Source organism: Mesorhizobium sp. C268A, from assembly GCF_040324475.1.
Lineage (GTDB): Bacteria > Pseudomonadota > Alphaproteobacteria > Rhizobiales > Rhizobiaceae > Mesorhizobium.
Genome location: NZ_JAMYVX010000001.1, coordinates 4684957 through 4701784, shown reverse-complemented (window position 1 = coordinate 4701784; position 16828 = coordinate 4684957). Strand labels below are relative to the sequence as shown.

The following is a 16828-nucleotide window of genomic DNA, read 5'->3' as shown; positions in this document are numbered from 1 at the left end:
AGACGCTCACAAAAATGCGACCTAACAGCAAGAACCACACGGACGGGAAAAATGCTCCACACGATTTCGGCCTTCGACCGTCTCGGCGAGGAAAACGCCTTTGCCGTGTTGGCGCGCGCGACTGCACTGGCTCAACAGGGCCGCGACATCGTCAATCTCGGCATCGGCCAGCCCGACTTCAAAACGCCGCAGCACATTGTCGAGGCCGCGATCAAGGCGCTGCGCGACGGCCACCATGGCTACACCCCGGCCAATGGCCTGCTGGCGACGCGCGAAGCGGTGGTGCGGCGCACGCTGACCACTACCGGCCTCGAAGTCTCGCCCGAGAATGTAATGATCCTGCCCGGCGGCAAGCCGACCATGTTCGCGGCCATCTTGATGTTCGGCGAACCGGGCGCCGAGATCCTCTATCCAGACCCAGGCTTTCCGATCTACCGCTCGATGATCGAGTTCACCGGCGCCGCGCCCATTCCGGTGCCGATCCGCGAGGAGAACGGCTTTGCCTTCTCGGCAGAAGAGACGCTGGCGCTGATCACGTCGAAGACCAGACTGCTAATCCTCAACTCACCGGCCAACCCGACCGGCGGCGTCACGCCGCGCGCCGAGATCGAGAAGCTGGTGAAGGGACTGCAAGCGCATCCGCAGGTCGCTATCCTCTCCGACGAAATCTACGACGTCATGACCTATGACGGCGAGACGCATTTTTCGCTGCTCAATTTTCCGGAAATTCGCGACCGGCTGATCGTGCTCAACGGCTGGTCGAAGACATGGGCGATGACCGGCTGGCGCATGGGCTGGTCGATCTGGCCGAATGGCGACAAGGGCGGGCATCTCTACGACAAGGTCCGCAAGCTGGCGGTCAATTGCTGGTCCTGCGTCAACGCGCCGAGCCAGTTCGCCGGCATCGCCGCCATCGACGGCCCGCAGGACGATGTCGACAAGATGATGCGCGCCTTCGACAACCGCAGGAAGATCGTGGTCGAGGGGCTGAACGCGCTGCCCGGCGTCTCCTGCATTACGCCCAAGGGCGCATTCTATGCCTTCCCGAATGTTTCGAAGACCGGCTGGAAGGCCAAGAAGCTCGCCTCGGCACTGCTCGAGGAGGCCGGCGTGGCGCTGATCGGCGGCCCCGATTTCGGCATTCTCGGCGAAGGCTACATCAGGCTTTCCTACGCCAATTCCGAAGAGAACATCTTGCACGCGCTGGAGCGGATCGAGGCGTTTTTGAAGAAGTAGGCCTTCGGCTGTTCACCCACGCCCCACGAACGGCATCTTGGTCGCCATCACCGTCATGAACAGCACGTTGGCGTCGAGCGGCAGGCTGGCCATGTGGACGACGGCGTCGGCGACGCGCTGGACGTCCATCACCGCTTCGGCGGCGATGGTGCCATTGGCCTGCGGCACGCCGACCGTCATGGCATGCGCCATATCGGTCAGCGCGTTGCCTATGTCGATCTGGCCGCAGGCGATATCATAGGGCCGGCCGTCGAGCGCCAGCGTCTTGGTCAGCCCCGATATGGCGTGCTTGGTCGCGGTATAGGGCACCGAGCCCGGCCGCGGCGCATAGGCCGAGACCGAACCGTTGTTGATGATGCGGCCGCCCATCGGCTTTTGCTTGCGCATGACGCCGAAGGCGGCGCGGGCGCACAGGAACGATCCGGTGAGATTGACGCCGACAATATCGTTCCAAACCTCGACTGGTATCTCGTCGATCGGCGTCGACTTGTAGCTCATACCGGCATTGTTGAAGAGCAGGTCGACGCGCCCGAAGGCTGCGGCCACCGTCTCGAACAGATCATCGACTTCGCCGGCCTTGCTGATGTCGCAGGCAACCGCCAGCGCCTTGGCGTCCGTTTTCCCGGCCTCGGTAATGGCGGCATCGAGCACCGCTTTGCGGCGGCCGCAAAACACCGTGTTCCAGCCGGCCTTGAGCAGCGCCGTGGCGACGCTCTTGCCGATGCCGGTGCCGGCGCCGGTGACGATGGCGGTTTTCTCTGTGAGGACTGTCATGATTTTGCTCCTGCGCGCCGCGCATCCCCGGCACAGATCGGGGTGCATCCGAATGCACCGACCCATCGCAAATGAGGGCGATCATGGCAAGCCGGACACTAATGCATGTCGCTCAAAAGTGGCCCCGGTTCTGAGAGAACGACATGCATCCGGACAAAAACATGAAGCGCCACGCGCTTTATGTGATCGGTCCGACAAAAAGGGCGGTCATTGGCGACCGCCCCCTGATCTGAACCGGGCTTGGGAGGAGGAAAAGCCGATCCGACTAACTAAAATCATGCGCTTCCTCGGTAAACGAGAAGTTAACGCTTTTCCCGCCGCGGCTGCGTTGTCTACCAGCGCGGGTTCGGCGCCGTGCCTGACGGAACCGGCACCTTGGCCGCCGACACCGTCGCCTCGACATGATCGACGAGCGCATCCGGCAGGCCGAGCCGGCCGGCGAGCAGGTCGAGATAGCCGCGTTCGGCGCGCGTATCGGGGTCGATCGTCAGTCGGGACGCCGTGTAGAGCTCGAGCCTCTGCTCATCGGTCTTGGCGCCTGCGACCAGCGTATCGAGGTCGAGCGGGCTGTCCAGCTCGGCCATCAGAAACTTTTCCGCTTCCGTGCCGATGCCGGCCAGACTGAGCTTGCCGGCGATCTTTTGGCGTTCCGCGTCATCGACATGGCCATCGGCCTTGGCCGCCGAGATCATCGCCCGCACCAGGGTCAGCGTGAACTCGTCCTCCCCCTGTGGCGCCTGTGAAGGATGAAAGCCGGTGTCGGCGGGCGGCGGCAGCAATTCCGGCTGGCCGGCCGCCGGCGCCTGCTCGGGTGCATTGCCGGCCTTGTAATTCTGGTAGGCCTTGTAGGCGAGACCGCCGATCGCAGCCAGTCCGCCGAGCTTCACGGCCGTGCCGGTGACCTGCCGTCCCGTGCCGGTTCCAAGCAGCACCGCGGCCAGCGCACCGGCGGCCAGCGGATTGTCCTTGGCCATCTGCACAGCCTGCCCGGCCTTGTCGCGAACGGTGCCGGTTGTGCCGGGAACTTGCGAGCCGAGCAGATCGTCGAGAAGCTTCTTGGGGTCGAACATGGTGCCTCCAGAAAAGGGCCCGCGCCAACGTGGACGGGCAGGTTTTGGACGTTGCAGACGTAGGTCCCGATTGTTGACATTACAATGACGGACCGGCGCTTTGCTATCGGCGCCGGCAATGCCGCAAATCAAATTCGATGTGTCGAAACCCGCCTCGGCTTCGGTTAGTGTCGCCGCAACGTCGGCGAGGGAGGAGTTTTGCCGTGACCGATCAGCCAGACCGCGACCAAGCACGAGATCCCCAGGATCTGGAGCGCCTGCTAATTGATCGGCAATGGGCGGGAGACATTGAGGGCATGGTAGCGCTGTTCGAACCCGATGCCGTCATCGACACCGGAGCAGCCGAATTGACGCGTGGCCATGAGGCGATCCGCGCTTTGTTCGAAGCCTTTGCCGCGAGCTGGCGAAAATTCCAGCGCGGCGAGCAGCGCCCGGCGGCCATTAACGGCGACCTCGCGTTGACGTCGACCAGGCTTGCCGACGGCTCGATAACCTCAGAGGTCGCGCGCCGGCAGGCCGACGGCACATGGCTGTGGGTGATCGACCGCTATTCTGTCGTGTGGTGATCCAGTCAGGGCGTCGGCGGCACTTAACTGCCGATATGTCCCCTGCCCTGCGCCTGCGCAAGTTCGACCTGGCGCTGGCGCTCGGCATAGCGGGTGCGATCCTCATCCGAGCGTGCCTCGTAGCAATGCGGGCATGACACGCCGGTGGAAAAATGCGGCGACAGCCGGTTCTCCGGCGTCAGCGGATGCCGGCAGGCGCGGCAGAGTTCGGCCTCGCCTTCGGTCAACCCATGCGACACCGAGACCCGCTCGTCGAAGACGAAACACTCGCCCTGCCACAGGCTGTCTTCGGCCGGCACCTCTTCAAGATATCTGAGGATGCCGCCCTTGAGATGGAACACATCCTCGAAGCCGAGCGACTTCACATAGGCCGTCGCCTTTTCGCAGCGGATGCCGCCGGTGCAGAACATCGCAACCTTGCGGCCGTCGAGTTGGTCGCGGTGTTTTTCCACCCAGGCCGGGAATTCGCGAAAGCTCGACGTGCGCGGGTCCACCGCGCCCTCGAACGTCCCGATCGACACTTCGTACGCGTTGCGTGTGTCGATGACGATGGTGCCGGGGTCCGAGATCAGCGCGTTCCAGTCGGCCGGCGCGACATAGGTCCCCGCACCCGTCGCCGGGTCGAGGTCTTCGACGCCCATGGTGACGATCTCGCGCTTCAGCCGCACCTTCATGCGATGGAACGGCATTTCGGCGGCAGTGCTGTATTTGACCTCGAGATCGGCAAGACCCTCGATGGCCTCGAGATAAGCGATCAGGTCGGCTATGTCGGCTTCGCTGCCGGCGACCGTGCCGTTAATGCCCTCCTGCGCCAGAAGCAGCGTGCCCTTGATGCCGCGCCCGCAGCAGAAGGCGGCAAGCGGCGTGCGCAAGACCCGCAGCGCGTCGAAGTCGCCCAGCCTCGCAAATTTGTAGAGCGCGGCGACGCGCACGGGTTCATGGTTGGTCATCGCCAAGCCACTAGACCGTGGTCAAAGCGGATTCAAGGCAGAGCTAAAGACACTTCGTCGGTATTCGCCCGCAGGCTCGTTGGCCGACATGTGACATCGCGGCAGGCCGGGTTTCGTGGACTCGGAATCGGCCTTCTGCTAATCGGTTGAAATCACCTAGGGAGAGACAAGCCAATGCTCAGCAAGACCGAAACGCTCCTGTCGCTGCTCAATGGCCAGCCGGTCATTCCGGTGCTGAAGATCGCCAATGTCGCGGACGCCGTCCCGCTCGCCCGGGCGCTGGCCGCCGGCGGCCTGCCGGCAATCGAGATCACGTTGAGAACCGCCGATGCGCTGGAAGCGATCCGCCGCGTCGCCGGTGAGGTCGAGGGCGCCATTGTCGGCGCCGGAACAATTCTCGATGCCAAGCAGTTCGACGAGGCAGCGGCCGCTGGCTCGAAATTCATCGTCAGCCCCGGCATCACGCGAGAGTTGCTGGCGGCGGCCAAGGACAGCGACGTTCCCTTGCTGCCCGGCGCTATCACGCCCGGCGAGATCATGGCTGCCCGCGAGGCCGGCCTGCGGTTCCTGAAATTCTTCCCGGCCGAACAATCCGGCGGCATCGCCTCGCTCAAGGCCTTTGCCTCGCCGCTGGCCGACGTGAAATTCTGCCCGACCGGCGGCATCTCGGCCAAGAACGCCGCCGACTATCTCAGCCTGGCCAATGTCGTCTGCGTGGGCGGCTCGTGGGTGGCGCCGGACGAGTTGGTCAAGGCCGGCAAGTGGGATGAGATCGAGGCGCTCGCGAAGGCCGCGAGCAAGCTCGGAAAATAACCTCCGCTACTTTGTCTTTGCGCAATTCCCAAGGGAAGCGCTCCGCGCTTTCCCGGGAAAATCACAGTGTTCCCGGAATTGCACTCGGCACAAAAACCCGCCAGCTGCGCCGACCGGGTTTGCTACGCGTTGAGATTTTGGTTCCCGCTCATGGGCTCGAACCACGATTCACGCCTTCAAAGGGCGCTGTCCTACCATTAGACGAAGCGGGAATGCAGTTTGGTGGTTAGCATTCTGTGGCGATGGAAGCCAGTGCTCGATATCTCGCTAGAAGCAAAAGCCGCACGGCTTGCCCAGCGCGGCTTCGATTTCGATATTGACCGGGTCACGCCCTACTTCGTCTGGAAGCGGGCGACCGAAAGGAATTTTACGGCATTGCCGGTGAAGCGGTTGGCATCGGCCATCTGGTTGTCCGCCTGGAAGCCTGCGGTGTAGACCTCGCTCGGCGGCGTATGCACGATGTTGTAGGCATAGCGCGGCGCAGTCGTCGGGCTGGAAACGGTGGCGATGTTGTCGCCGCTGCTCAGCGCCCAGCGGGCCGCCTGCGGTTCGGCCGCCACCACCACTGCCTTCGGTCCTGGCTTCAGGTCGCGAGCCGAAGCCCTTGCTTCCTTGCGTGTCGTCTTGACGCCGGCGCCGATCACCGAGGCTGGATCGGTACCGGCGGGACGGGCAGCAATAGCACCGCGCGGCGATGCGGCATCGACACCTGACGGATCGTTGAACGCCGAGCGAGGCTCGAGCGACGCAACCTGATAGTCGTCGGTAGCACCGGCTGTATCGGCGGCGCTGGCCTGTTCGAGAACCGCCTTGACCTCGTCCGGACGCTGCGACGGCAGCACCGAGAACGCGTCGGTTGCGGTCTGCTTGTGGGCAGCCGTATCGGCCAGCGCCAGCAGAACGCCCTTGTCCTGCGGCGCAAGCTCAGCCGGCGGCGAAGAGCGGTCGGGACGCCAGGTCGGCAACGGGACGTTGACCGCGACCTGCGCCGGAGCGGCAGCTTGATCGGCTCCCTGGTCGGCATTGCTCGCATCGGCCGTGCCGAACGGCACATTGGCCGGCGCCTGCGCCGTCGCCACCGTCTGTTCGGTGGTGGCATCGGCCACGCCGAACGGCACGGTCTCAGGTTGTTGCGCGCCGACATCGGCCTTCGGCCGCGGTGCGAAAGCGGGCAGCGGCACTTCCTTGGCGGGCAGCGCGGCGATGATCGTCTCCGGCGTGTCCTGCGGCTCCGAATCGTCAGCGCTGTCGTCGGCAAGCTGCGGAATGTTGGCGCGCTTGGCGTTCTGCGGCGACACGATCGCGATGCCAGGCAGATTGCTGTTGTTGTTGCTCGAGGCAGCCAGCACCGGCTTCACGCTTCTCGGCGGCGGCGCGGCGGTAGCGACATCGGCGCTGTCGTCGGCTTCGTCTTCACCGCCACCGCCAAAGAACGCGGACAGGAAGCCACCGGATTTCTTGGTGCTGCCGCCTGCGCTGGCCATCATGATGGCAGGAGAACCGGCGCCCTTGCGCGCCTTGTAGGAGGCGAGCGCCTGGTCATAACCCGGCAACGGCCTGCCGTCGCTCGGCACATGCAGCGTCTTGCCATTGGGGAACAGGCTGACCAGTTCCTGGCGGCTGATGCCTGGCCAATGCCGCACATTGCCGACGTCCATGTGGACGAAGGGCGAACCCGACGACGGATAGTAGCCGACGCCGCCGCCCTGCATCTTCAGGCCGATGTTGCGCAGCTTTTTCAGCGGCACACCCGGAATGTAGAAGTCCATCGCCTTGCCCAGCATATGCTGGCTTTCCTTGGCGACACCGCGGCTGCGGCTGCGCAGCATCGAATTGGTCGACGGCGAGCGATAGCCGCAGACGACCTGGATATAGTCGGTGGCGCCGGCCTGCCGGTAAGCTTCCCACACCAGATCGAGCAGGCGCGGATCCATCTTGGTCGGTTCGTTGCGACGCCAGTCGCGCAGGATGATGTTGATCTTCCTGAGGCCTGCCGGATCGTAGCGGCCATTGCGCTTGTAGACGATCTCGGCCTTTTCGTGCGTGTGGAGGTGATAGAGCTTGAGCGAGCGCGTTTCAGCGCTGGCGCCGGCAGCAGTTGCGGCGAGGAAAGCGAACGCAACGATCAACGCTGCCAGCCATCTCGGCCAGACGCCCATGTGATCGCGCCGCCCGTTTCTGTGTCGTTCGACTTTGTTCAAATCAAAAGGCCTTGCAGGCTGCCGTTTGTCCCCGGATTTGTCCAAACGGATGCGTGGTTCTCACATCCGAATATCGATCCTAATGGTTAATCATCGCTTATTGAAGCCGAAATGCGGTAACACCGTGGCGATATCCCGTCAAAAATAATACACAGGATTTCTTGGTAAACTGCTGGTTTAGATCAAGATTCAGCCTTTTCGCGCTACACGATCTGTTACCGCTGGCCTTAATGCGTGAACAACGCTGTCCGCGTCAGCCATATTCCCGCCCCAACCCCCTTATGCAGCGCCGGATATGGCATGGCAAGCTGGTCCCGGCCTTGCGTTGGCAAGCTGTGGAATTCGGCGTTCAGGAGGCAAGGCGGTCGAGGCGACCGGTTTCCGGGTCGATGCCGTGTTCCTTGAGCTTGCGGTAGAGCGTCGAGCGGCCGATGCCGAGACGCCGTGCGACCTCGCTCATCTGGCCGTTATAATGGTCGATGGCGAGCTTGATCATTTCGAGTTCGACATCGGCCAGCGCACGCACATTGCCACGCTCGTCCAGCGCCCGCAGCGTGCCGAAACGCTGAAGCAGCCTCGCCGGAGGGGCGGGCTCGGCAGCTGCAGTACCGGCGTCGTCAGTCTGCGCGCCATCGCCTTGCGATCCGGTGCTCAAGGCCATGACGGGGTCCGACAAGGACGCATCGGCGTCGAGATTGACGGTGCCGTCGACCTGCGCCCGGATCTGCGGAAATTCGTCAGTCGTGAGCACATCGCCTTCGGCAAGCACCGAGGCCCTGAACACGGCGTTTTCCAGCTGCCTGATGTTTCCCGGCCAATCATAGGCCTGCAGCATGGCCAGTGCGGCATCCGAGATGCCGTGCAGGCGATTGCCCGCCGGCGCCACCTTGTCCATGAAATGCTTGACCAGATAGGGGATGTCGTCGCGGCGGTCGCGCAGCGGCGGCACGACGATCGGGTAAACGTTGAGCCGGTAGAACAGGTCCTCGCGAAACTTGCCGTCCTTGACCTGCTGCAGAAGGTTGCGGTGGGTGGCCGAGATCAGCCTGATGTCGACCCTGACGGTGGAACGGCCGCCGACCGGATCGACCTCGCCATCCTGCACGGCGCGCAACAGCTTGACCTGCACGTCGAGCGGCAGGTCGCCGATCTCGTCCAGGAACAGCGTGCCCGAATGCGCCTCGACGAACTTGCCGGTGTGCTTTTCGGTGGCGCCGGTGAACGAGCCTTTTTCGTGACCGAACAGGATCGATTCGACCAGATTGTCGGGGATGGCGCCGCAATTCACTGTGACGAACGGTTTTGTGCGGCGTTCGCCGCTGCCCTGGATGGCGCGCGCCACCAATTCCTTGCCGACGCCCGATTCGCCCTCGATCAGGATCGGGATGTTGGAGGCCGCAGCCTTCTGGCCGAGGCGGATCACCCGGTCCATCGCCGGGCTATGCGTGATCATGTCCTTGAATGTCAGGTGGCCGCCGCGACGCCGCGACGTGCGCTTGACCTCGTCCTCGACCGCCTCGACCTTGAGCGCGTTGCCGATCGCGGTCTGCAGCCGGTCGGGAGACGCCGGCTTGACGACAAAATCGAAGGCGCCGTGGCGCATCGCCGAGACCACCGTTTCGATGCCGCCCTGCGCAGTCTGCACGATGACGGGAACAGTGATGCCGCGCTCGCGCATCACCTTCAGCACGCCGATGCCGTCGAGGCCCGGCATGACAAGGTCGAGGATGACTGCCGAAATATCCCTCGCATTGGGTCCGTCAAGCGCGCTCAGACCGGCCTCGCCACCATCGGCAACGATGGCGCTGTGGCCGAATTTCGTCACCGCCGCCTCGAGCAGCCGGCGCTGCACGGGATCGTCATCGACTATAAGAATGGAACCTGTCATGACTGATTTGAGTTGCCCGCCTGGGAAATTCCCATGGATCATCTTGGCACAGGGTTCTAAACAAGGTTTCAAAAAACCCGGTGAACGAATTCCTTAGGATTTGACCGGCTTGTCCTTTCCCCTTGATTCCAGAAGGTAATTGTTGATGAGCAGGATTCTCGGTCGGCAGCTTGCGGCGGTAGCGTCCGGTCAGGGCGCGGCGGAACTCGGCGACCTGCCGGAATGGAATCTCGCCGATCTTTATTCCGGCATGGAGGCGCCCGAACTGAAGCGCGACCTTGCCAAGGCGGCGGCCGATGCCGTCGCCTTCGAGAACCGCTGGAAGGGCACGCTGGCTGCGGAGGCCGGGCGCGGCAGCGCCGGCAGGCTTGGCGAGGCGCTGACAGCCTATGAGGCGCTGGAGGAACTGATCGGCCGCATCGTCTCCTATGCCGGCCTGATCTATGCCGGCAACACCGCCGATCCGCAGCGCGCAAAGCTCTATGGCGACATCCAGGAGAAGATGACCGACGCCAGCGCGCATCTTTTGTTCTTCGCGCTGGAGCTGAACCTGATCGACGACAAGGCGCTCGAAGCAGCCCTCGCCGCCGACGCCGGCTTTGCCCATTACCGCCCCTGGGTGCTCGACCTCAGAATGGACAAGCCCTACCAGCTCGAGGACCGGGTCGAGCAGCTGTTCCATGAGAAATCGATCACCGGACGCGGTGCCTGGAACCGGCTGTTCGACGAGACGATGACCGATCTGCGCTTCGACATAGACGGCGAGGAACTGACGCTGGAGCCGGCGCTGAACCGCCTCCAGGACGCCGATGGGGAGGTCCGCCGCCGCGCCTCCGAAGCGCTGGCCGCAACCTTCCGCAAGAGCCTGCGCACCTTCACGCTGATCACCAACACGCTGGCCAAGGACAAGGAGATTTCCGACCGCTGGCGCGGCTTCGAGGACATCGCCGATTCACGCCATCTCGCCAACCGCGTCGAGCGCAGCGTGGTCGATGCGCTGGCGTCGGCCGTGCGCGAGGCCTATCCGCGCCTGTCTCATCGCTACTACGCGCTGAAGGCGCGCTGGCTCGGCATGGAGGTGATGAACCACTGGGACCGCAACGCCCCCTTGCCCGAAACGCCGCAGGCCGTGATCCCTTGGGACGACGCCAGGAACACCGTGCTGTCGGCCTATCAGCGCTTTTCCCCCGATATGGCGGAGATCGCCCGCGTCTTCTTCGACCGCAACTGGATCGACGCGCCGGTCAGGCCCGGCAAGTCGCCCGGCGCCTTCGCCCATCCGACCGTGCCTTCGGCGCACCCTTACGTGCTGCTCAACTACATGGGCAAGCCGCGCGATGTGATGACGCTGGCGCATGAACTCGGCCACGGCGTGCATCAGGTGCTGGCCGGCGGCCAGGGCGCCCTGATGGCTTCGACGCCGCTGACTTTGGCCGAGACGGCCTCAGTATTCGGCGAGATGCTGACCTTCCGTTCGCTGCTCGACCAGACCACCGACAAGCGCGAGCGCAAGGCGATGCTCGCCCAGAAGGTCGAGGACATGATCAACACGGTCGTGCGCCAGATCGCCTTCTACGAGTTCGAGCGCAAAGTGCATGCAGAGCGCAAGAACGGCGAACTGACCTCCGACAAGCTCGGCCAGTTCTGGCTCGAGGTGCAGGCAGAAAGCCTGGGGCCGGCGATCAAGCTGCGCGAGGGCTATGAGGTCTTCTGGACCTACATCCCGCACTTCGTCCACTCCCCCTTCTACGTCTACGCCTATGCCTTTGGCGACTGCCTGGTGAACTCGCTCTACGCGGTCTACCAGAACGCTGAGCATGGCTTCCAGGATAAGTATTTCGAGATGTTGCGCGCCGGCGGCACCAAGCATCACTCGGAGCTTCTCGCGCCCTTCGGCCTCGACGCCACCGACCCCGCCTTCTGGCAGATCGGGCTTGGCGTGATCGGCGGCCTGATCGACGAGTTGGAAGCGCTCGACAGTTAATGCGCGCACCCATTGGACCGATGGCGCAGAGTGGCAGGTTCAGCAGCGGCCTCGACTTTGCAGAATCGCAGAACAGTTTAGCCGGAATGCATGTGACGGCAGCTCTGTTCTTGTTCTAAATATCTGTTCTTGAATAACTCTCCGGCGAAAATTCCGTTAGCTTTCCCGAAGCCGTATGATAGCTTTCCGACTGAAGCTCAGCCGGGCGCGCGGCTTAAGGCCGGACAGCATCCCGGCCCATGGCAGCGGCCTGGCGGATGCGACAGCGACGGTTGGCAATGGGCGGAAAGCCGAACGCCGACACTCGACGACAGACCGGCTGTTCCCTGAGCCGCCGAACCACATTGGATGATCCGATCTGCCAAGGTCATGACTTGGGACGGCGGCGGACGGATCCGACTGGAGAGAGACGATGACCTTCTTTTACATTGTCCTGGCGTTCCTTGTAGGTGTGTTGGTTGGCTGGTTTATCTGGGGCCGGCTGCGCGGCGAACTCGACAGCCTGCGCGGCGATCTCGACCGCACCCGCAGCGAGCGTGACAGACTGCGTGCCGACGCCAATCGTCTGACTGGCGAACTCGACGCCTGCGGCAAGACCCGCGCCGATCTCGAACGCCGGCTGCGTGAAACATCGGCTCCATCCGCCAAGCCTTCTAGTTCGGCGCCGGCCGCGCTGGTGTCGACAGCGGCAACGGCCAAGTCCGCCCCGGCCGCGAAACCTGCCCCCGCCAAACCCGCCGCGGCCAAACCAGCTGCGGCCAAATTCGCGGCCGCAAAACCAGCGGCCAGCAAACCTGCCGCCGCCAAGGCCGCGCCCAAAGCCGCGGCTTCAAAGCCCGCCGCCGTCCCGAAGAAGACCGCCCCGGCAGCTGGGAAGGCCGACAATCTGCGTCGCCTGATCGGTATCGGCCCGGTCAACGACAAACTGCTCAAAGGCCTTGGCGTCACGACCTACGCGCAGATCGCCGGCTGGACCGCGACCGATGTCAAGCGCATCGAGGACACGCTGAATTTCGACGGCCGCATCGCCCGCGAAAAGTGGGTCGAGCAGGCCAAGCTGCTTGCCGCCGGCGACGAAAAGGAGTTCGCACGCCAATTCCCGAGCGCCGGGACCGCCAACAACAGCTGATCTGTCATCGGCAACATAACCAGAAGGCGGCGCTCTCGGGCGCCGTCTTTGTTTTTGCATTCGCCACTGTCTTTGCGCCCTGCGACGCCGCTCCCTCGATTGCACGCCGCCCGGCCTCCATATAGAGCGGTTCTGGCGTCATCGACCGCAGCACCCGAGCCCCATGCCCCTGCCCTCTGCCATTTTCCGCAACGATGAAAGCGGCCGTCAGTTGGTCTTCGACCACCCGGCCGACATCATCATTGCCTATGATGCCAAGGAATTTCTGCCGGCGCTGGTGGCCGCGCAGGCGGCGAGCGATGCCGGCAAATGGCTGGCCGGCTATTTCTCCTACGAAGCGGGCTATCTGCTCGAAGCGAAACTGGTGCCGCTGCTGCCTGAAGGCCGGCGCGCGCCACTGGTTTGTCTGGGTGTCTTCGATGCTCCGGTCGAAGAGGCCGTGCCGCGCAACGATGCGCCGGCCACCAATGGCCCCATCTTCGACGCCAGGGCCAGTTGGTCCGCTCAGGATTACGCCAGACGCTTCGCGCGCCTCCACGACCACATCCGTAAGGGCGATTGCTACCAAGGCAACCTGACCTTTCCGGTCCGTGCCCAATGGTCGGGCGATTCGCTTGGTGCCTTCGACGCACTGACAGGGCGCCAACCGGTCAAGTATGGTGCGCTGATTTCGCTCGGCGATCCCATCGTCTTGTCGCGTTCGCCCGAGCTGTTCTTCGAGATCAATGCCGAAGGCATGATCGAAACCCATCCGATGAAGGGTACCGCACCGCGCGGCGCGACCAAGGCCGAGGACGCGCGGTTGAAGTCCTTCTTGCGCAGGGACGAAAAGAACCAGGCCGAGAACCGGATGATCGTCGATCTCCTGCGCAACGACATCTCCCTGATCAGCGAGATCGGCACGCTGGAAGTGCCGGAACTGTTCCGCATCGAGAGCTACCCGACCGTCCATCAGATGGTGAGCCGTGTGCGGGCGAAGCTTCTGCCTGATCTCGGCATCCGCCAAATCTTTGGCGCGCTGTTTCCCTGTGGCTCGATTACCGGCGCACCGAAAATCCGCGCCATGGAAATCCTGCACGAGCTGGAAGAGACACCGCGCGACGTCTATTGCGGCGCCATCGGCTGGATCGCGCCTGGCGGCATGATGCGCTTTTCGGTGGCGATCCGCACCATATCGCTCTTTTCCAGTGGCGAGGCCGTTTACAATGTCGGCGGCGGCGTCGTCTTCGATTCGACGGCGCAAGAGGAGTATCAGGAGTGTCTGCTGAAGGCGCGCTTCGCGACGGGGACACCGCCGATTTCGAGCTGATCGAGACCATGCGCTGGGAGCCCGGCCAGGGCTTTCTGCGCTTCGAACGCCATCTCGCGCGCCTTTACGGCTCGGCGGAAGAACTCGGCTTTGCCTGCGATCCGCAGCGGATCGGCGAGGTGCTGGCGAATACTATCGGGGCGCAGCAGACGGCGCTGCGCACCCGGCTCGTCCTGCAGCGCAATGGCGAAGTGACCGCCTCGGTCCAGCCCTATGAGCCGTTCGCCGCCGACAAGGTCTGGCGGCTGCAGCTGGCACGGGTGCGGCTCTCCTCCACCGACACGCTGCTGCGCCACAAGACCGGCCGGCGACAGATCTACACCCACGCCCGCTCCGAATATCTGATCACCCAGGCCGACGAAGTGTTGCTCGCAAATGAGCGCAGCGAAATCTGCGAAGGCACCATCACCAACGTCTTCGCCGATTTCGGTGATGGCATGCTGATGACACCCAGGCTCGACTGCGGCCTGCTGCCTGGCGTATTGCGCGCCGAGCTGCTGGACGAAGGCCGCGCCCAGGAGGCGATCTACAGCTATGACGAGTTGAAATCCGCCAAAACACTGTTCGTCGGCAATTCTCTGCGCGGCTTGATCCCGGCAACATTGGCCTGATACGAAGCGGCTGCGAGAATAACAGCCGGCATTGGACACTTTCTAGCGAAGCATGAATTCTCGTCAGCCCACGCACACCCCCTATGATGGCTCCTCAAAGCTCTTCACCATCGGGCTGAAGCCGCTCGAGCTCGACAAGTGGATCGAGGTCGACCGGTATCTCTTCGATCATCTCGCCGAAAAGCGCCGGCTCTATGCCGAAATTCCCGACAAGGTGTTTGTCGAGGAAGACGGCACGCGCGACGCCCAGCGCGAAGTGCGCGGCCTCATCGAAGCACATCTGCTGTCGACATTTCCCGGGATGTACCGGCGCACCAATGCCGGGGTTGAGGTCATTGGCGCCAAAGCCGACTCTGACGCCACCTTCCCCGATGCCCCGCTGGCCGCAGCGTCGCTGCTCGTCCAGGAAGACCTGATCCTGATGCGCCGTGACGACACGGGCTGGCGACTCGCCGCCGGCTCGCTGTGCTTCCCGTCATCCTGGTCGCTGGTCGAGAAATTCGGCCGGCCGCTGCAGCAGATCCACGCACCGGTGCCCGGCTTCGGTCCGGGCACCAGGCCGGCCGAGCTCATCAACCGCATGTTCGACGGCCTGCAGGGTCAGGCTGTCGAACGCTTCAACTGGTCGATCCAGGCCGGCGACGCGCTCTATCATCCGCTCTCCAATGTCGAGCGCATCGACCGTGCCACCAACCGCCCCTCGCGATTTCCCGACGGCGACGTCAACGCCCACGCCTTCATCCGCGTCGAGCGCCAGACGCTGCGCAAACTGCCTCTGTCGCGCGACATCCTGTTCACCATCCGCATCCATCTCGACCCGCTGAAAGTGCTGGCGCGGCATCCCGACCGGGCAACGCTTGCCGCCTCTTTCGCGGCGCAATTGCAGGCGCTGGATGAGGCTCAACTCGACTATAAGGGGATGACATCAGACCGTGACCGGCTGGTGCAACGCCTGCAAACCATGGCTCAGGAGTGACGATGATCCGACATGTTCTGAAGCTAGCCGTCCTGCTCGGTGCATTGCTGGCGTTGCCGGCAACAGCGCATGCGGAACCGGTGACCTATGCGGGGAAGCTCGGCAACATCGACATCGTCGTCGAGTTTACCGGTGATCCGGCGACGGCTGGAGAGGCACTGGCGGGCCGCTATTTCTACCGCTCCAAGGGCGTCGATATTCCTCTGCAGGCGAAGTCGAGCAAGGGCGCCACCTTTCAATTGGCCGAGGAAGAAGCCTGCGATGCCAAGAAGTGCGGCGACGGCCAGGCTCCACCCATCGGCGCCGTCTGGCGATTGAGTTCCGCCGACAATGGCAAGACGCTGGAAGGCACCTGGACGGCCAAAAGACCCTGCCGCTGAAGCTGACAAGGATCGCCAGCCGTGCCCAGACGGAGACGCCGGCGACGACGCCACGCGATCTTTATGATTTCACCGACATGACATTCTCGGGTGACGATGCGCCGATCACCATGGCGGCATCGCCCTACGACTATCTCAAGCTGGATTTCGCGCCCGAGGCAGACGCCAAGGAAGGTTGGCCGGATGCAGCCTACAACTATGTCACCGATCCACGCACCAAATTCGCCAGGCCGCGCATCGTCGATCTCGCCGGCGGCGCGCCGATCGAAGCCGCCAATGCCTTGCTGCAGAACCGCCATTGGCATGACAGCCTCAGCGCCTTGACCTGCGCGGCGCTGCAATACGCCGGCTTCCACGATGGACCACCGATGGAGGGCATGGATGACGATTCGCTTGGCGGCTACGAAGACACGACGTCCAAAGTGACGTCATTGACGCCGAAGCTGATGAGCTGGTCGGAATCCGGCAGCCTCTATTGCGGCGGTGCGCATCCGAACAACTATTCCGACGCCTATGTCATGGACGTGCGCCGTGGCGCCTTGCTTACCCTTCAGGACATGTTTTCCGATACGGGCGACGGCAAGCCAGGCCCCTCGCTGGCCGCCTTCGTCAGGGAAAACCGCAAGAAGCCAAGCGACCAGACCGAGGTGGATTACGAGGCCGAATGCGGCATCGACGATTTGATCAGCGACTATCTAGGCGCCAGCCTGAAGCGCGATGGCGACAGGCAGGTTCTGGTCTTCGGGCTGCAAGGTTTGCCCAACGTCATCCAGGCTTGCGGCGACGATCTCGTTGAAATGCCGGTCTCCGAAGCACAAGCGCTGTTCACACCGGAATTCGCGAAACTGCTCGAACCGTAGGCGCGCATCTGCGCCGTCGGGAACTAACCTTATCCCTGCTTTTCGCTTTATTGTGACAATGATCTATGGTTTGTCGCGCGG

The 16828-nt window shown here is 63.4% G+C and carries 15 protein-coding genes and 1 tRNA gene; 10 read left to right on the top strand and 6 right to left on the bottom strand.

Annotated elements, in window-relative coordinates:
* Positions 1-51 precede the first annotated feature (51 nt).
* On the top strand, positions 52-1236 hold the full coding sequence (locus tag NKL06_RS22955) for a pyridoxal phosphate-dependent aminotransferase (protein WP_023691749.1): 1185 nt from the start codon (positions 52-54) through the stop codon (positions 1234-1236).
* Between the two features lie 12 nt (positions 1237-1248).
* On the opposite strand, the gene NKL06_RS22950 is transcribed toward NKL06_RS22955, so the two are convergent.
* Both NKL06_RS22950 and NKL06_RS22945 read right to left on the bottom strand, forming a co-directional pair.
* Positions 1249-2010, bottom strand: a complete 762-nt coding sequence (locus tag NKL06_RS22950) for an SDR family oxidoreductase (protein WP_023683264.1) — start codon at positions 2008-2010, stop codon at positions 1249-1251.
* A gap of 332 nt (positions 2011-2342) precedes the next feature.
* Complete coding sequence (locus tag NKL06_RS22945) at positions 2343-3080, bottom strand: tellurite resistance TerB family protein (protein WP_023671935.1); 738 nt, start codon at positions 3078-3080, stop codon at positions 2343-2345.
* 203 nt (positions 3081-3283) lie between these two features.
* Here NKL06_RS22945 and NKL06_RS22940 point away from each other — a divergent pair, with 203 nt between their 5' ends.
* Entirely contained in the window at positions 3284-3646 is a 363-nt protein-coding gene (locus tag NKL06_RS22940; protein WP_023671936.1) for a YybH family protein, read from the top strand.
* Positions 3647-3669: 23 nt separating this feature from the next.
* On the opposite strand, the gene trhO is transcribed toward NKL06_RS22940, so the two are convergent.
* Complete coding sequence (gene trhO / locus NKL06_RS22935; protein ID WP_023686394.1) at positions 3670-4596, bottom strand: oxygen-dependent tRNA uridine(34) hydroxylase TrhO; 927 nt, start codon at positions 4594-4596, stop codon at positions 3670-3672.
* A 174-nt stretch (positions 4597-4770) separates the two neighbouring features.
* On the opposite strand from trhO, the gene NKL06_RS22930 reads away from it, so the two are divergent.
* Entirely contained in the window at positions 4771-5409 is a 639-nt protein-coding gene (locus NKL06_RS22930; RefSeq protein WP_023691750.1) for a 2-dehydro-3-deoxy-phosphogluconate aldolase, read from the top strand.
* Between the two features lie 138 nt (positions 5410-5547).
* Here NKL06_RS22930 and NKL06_RS22925 read toward each other — a convergent pair.
* The 3 genes from NKL06_RS22925 to NKL06_RS22915 form a co-directional block, all read right to left on the bottom strand.
* Positions 5548-5621 (bottom strand) — tRNA-Gln (locus NKL06_RS22925).
* Positions 5622-5741: 120 nt separating this feature from the next.
* Entirely contained in the window at positions 5742-7568 is a 1827-nt protein-coding gene (gene mepK, locus NKL06_RS22920; RefSeq protein WP_023691751.1) for a peptidoglycan L,D-endopeptidase MepK, read from the bottom strand.
* Between the two features lie 391 nt (positions 7569-7959).
* Positions 7960-9498: a sigma-54-dependent transcriptional regulator gene (locus NKL06_RS22915; protein ID WP_023691752.1), complete on the bottom strand. Its 1539-nt coding sequence runs from the start codon at positions 9496-9498 to the stop codon at positions 7960-7962.
* A 145-nt stretch (positions 9499-9643) separates the two neighbouring features.
* On the opposite strand from NKL06_RS22915, the gene NKL06_RS22910 reads away from it, so the two are divergent.
* The 7 genes from NKL06_RS22910 (at position 9644) to NKL06_RS22880 (ending at position 16747) form a co-directional block, all read left to right on the top strand.
* Complete coding sequence (locus tag NKL06_RS22910; protein WP_023691753.1) at positions 9644-11482, top strand: M3 family oligoendopeptidase; 1839 nt, start codon at positions 9644-9646, stop codon at positions 11480-11482.
* A 412-nt stretch (positions 11483-11894) separates the two neighbouring features.
* Positions 11895-12611: a helix-hairpin-helix domain-containing protein gene (locus NKL06_RS22905; protein WP_023691754.1), complete on the top strand. Its 717-nt coding sequence runs from the start codon at positions 11895-11897 to the stop codon at positions 12609-12611.
* A gap of 163 nt (positions 12612-12774) precedes the next feature.
* On the top strand, positions 12775-13920 hold the full coding sequence (locus NKL06_RS22900; protein ID WP_023691755.1) for an aminodeoxychorismate synthase component I: 1146 nt from the start codon (positions 12775-12777) through the stop codon (positions 13918-13920).
* Positions 13869-14531: an aminotransferase class IV family protein gene (locus tag NKL06_RS22895; RefSeq protein ID WP_031207849.1), complete on the top strand. Its 663-nt coding sequence runs from the start codon at positions 13869-13871 to the stop codon at positions 14529-14531. The genes NKL06_RS22900 and NKL06_RS22895 overlap by 52 nt, the downstream gene beginning before the upstream one ends.
* Before the next feature lie 52 nt (positions 14532-14583).
* On the top strand, positions 14584-15507 hold the full coding sequence (locus NKL06_RS22890) for a heme-dependent oxidative N-demethylase family protein (protein WP_023691757.1): 924 nt from the start codon (positions 14584-14586) through the stop codon (positions 15505-15507).
* Between the two features lie 2 nt (positions 15508-15509).
* Positions 15510-15887, top strand: coding sequence for a hypothetical protein (locus tag NKL06_RS22885; protein WP_352580945.1), 378 nt, complete (start codon positions 15510-15512; stop codon positions 15885-15887).
* A 77-nt stretch (positions 15888-15964) separates the two neighbouring features.
* Positions 15965-16747 (top strand): hypothetical protein, encoded by a 783-nt coding sequence (locus NKL06_RS22880; protein ID WP_352580943.1) that lies wholly within the window; start codon positions 15965-15967, stop codon positions 16745-16747.
* Positions 16748-16828: the final 81 nt, after the last annotated feature.

Excerpts from the sequence above, each read along its gene's own strand:
- NKL06_RS22955 (WP_023691749.1), top strand. The coding sequence starts at position 52 with ATGCTCCACACGATTTCGGCCTTCGACCGTCTCGGCGAGGAAAACGCC.
- NKL06_RS22950 (WP_023683264.1), bottom strand. The coding sequence starts at position 2,010 with ATGACAGTCCTCACAGAGAAAACCGCCATCGTCACCGGCGCCGGCACC.
- NKL06_RS22945 (WP_023671935.1), bottom strand. The coding sequence starts at position 3,080 with ATGTTCGACCCCAAGAAGCTTCTCGACGATCTGCTCGGCTCGCAAGTT.
- trhO (WP_023686394.1), bottom strand. The coding sequence starts at position 4,596 with ATGACCAACCATGAACCCGTGCGCGTCGCCGCGCTCTACAAATTTGCG.
- NKL06_RS22930 (WP_023691750.1), top strand. The coding sequence starts at position 4,771 with ATGCTCAGCAAGACCGAAACGCTCCTGTCGCTGCTCAATGGCCAGCCG.
- mepK (WP_023691751.1), bottom strand. The coding sequence starts at position 7,568 with ATGGGCGTCTGGCCGAGATGGCTGGCAGCGTTGATCGTTGCGTTCGCT.
- NKL06_RS22915 (WP_023691752.1), bottom strand. The coding sequence starts at position 9,498 with ATGACAGGTTCCATTCTTATAGTCGATGACGATCCCGTGCAGCGCCGG.
- NKL06_RS22910 (WP_023691753.1), top strand. The coding sequence starts at position 9,644 with ATGAGCAGGATTCTCGGTCGGCAGCTTGCGGCGGTAGCGTCCGGTCAG.
- NKL06_RS22905 (WP_023691754.1), top strand. The coding sequence starts at position 11,895 with ATGACCTTCTTTTACATTGTCCTGGCGTTCCTTGTAGGTGTGTTGGTT.
- NKL06_RS22900 (WP_023691755.1), top strand. The coding sequence starts at position 12,775 with ATGCCCCTGCCCTCTGCCATTTTCCGCAACGATGAAAGCGGCCGTCAG.
- NKL06_RS22890 (WP_023691757.1), top strand. The coding sequence starts at position 14,584 with ATGAATTCTCGTCAGCCCACGCACACCCCCTATGATGGCTCCTCAAAG.
- NKL06_RS22885 (WP_352580945.1), top strand. The coding sequence starts at position 15,510 with ATGATCCGACATGTTCTGAAGCTAGCCGTCCTGCTCGGTGCATTGCTG.
- NKL06_RS22880 (WP_352580943.1), top strand. The coding sequence starts at position 15,965 with ATGACATTCTCGGGTGACGATGCGCCGATCACCATGGCGGCATCGCCC.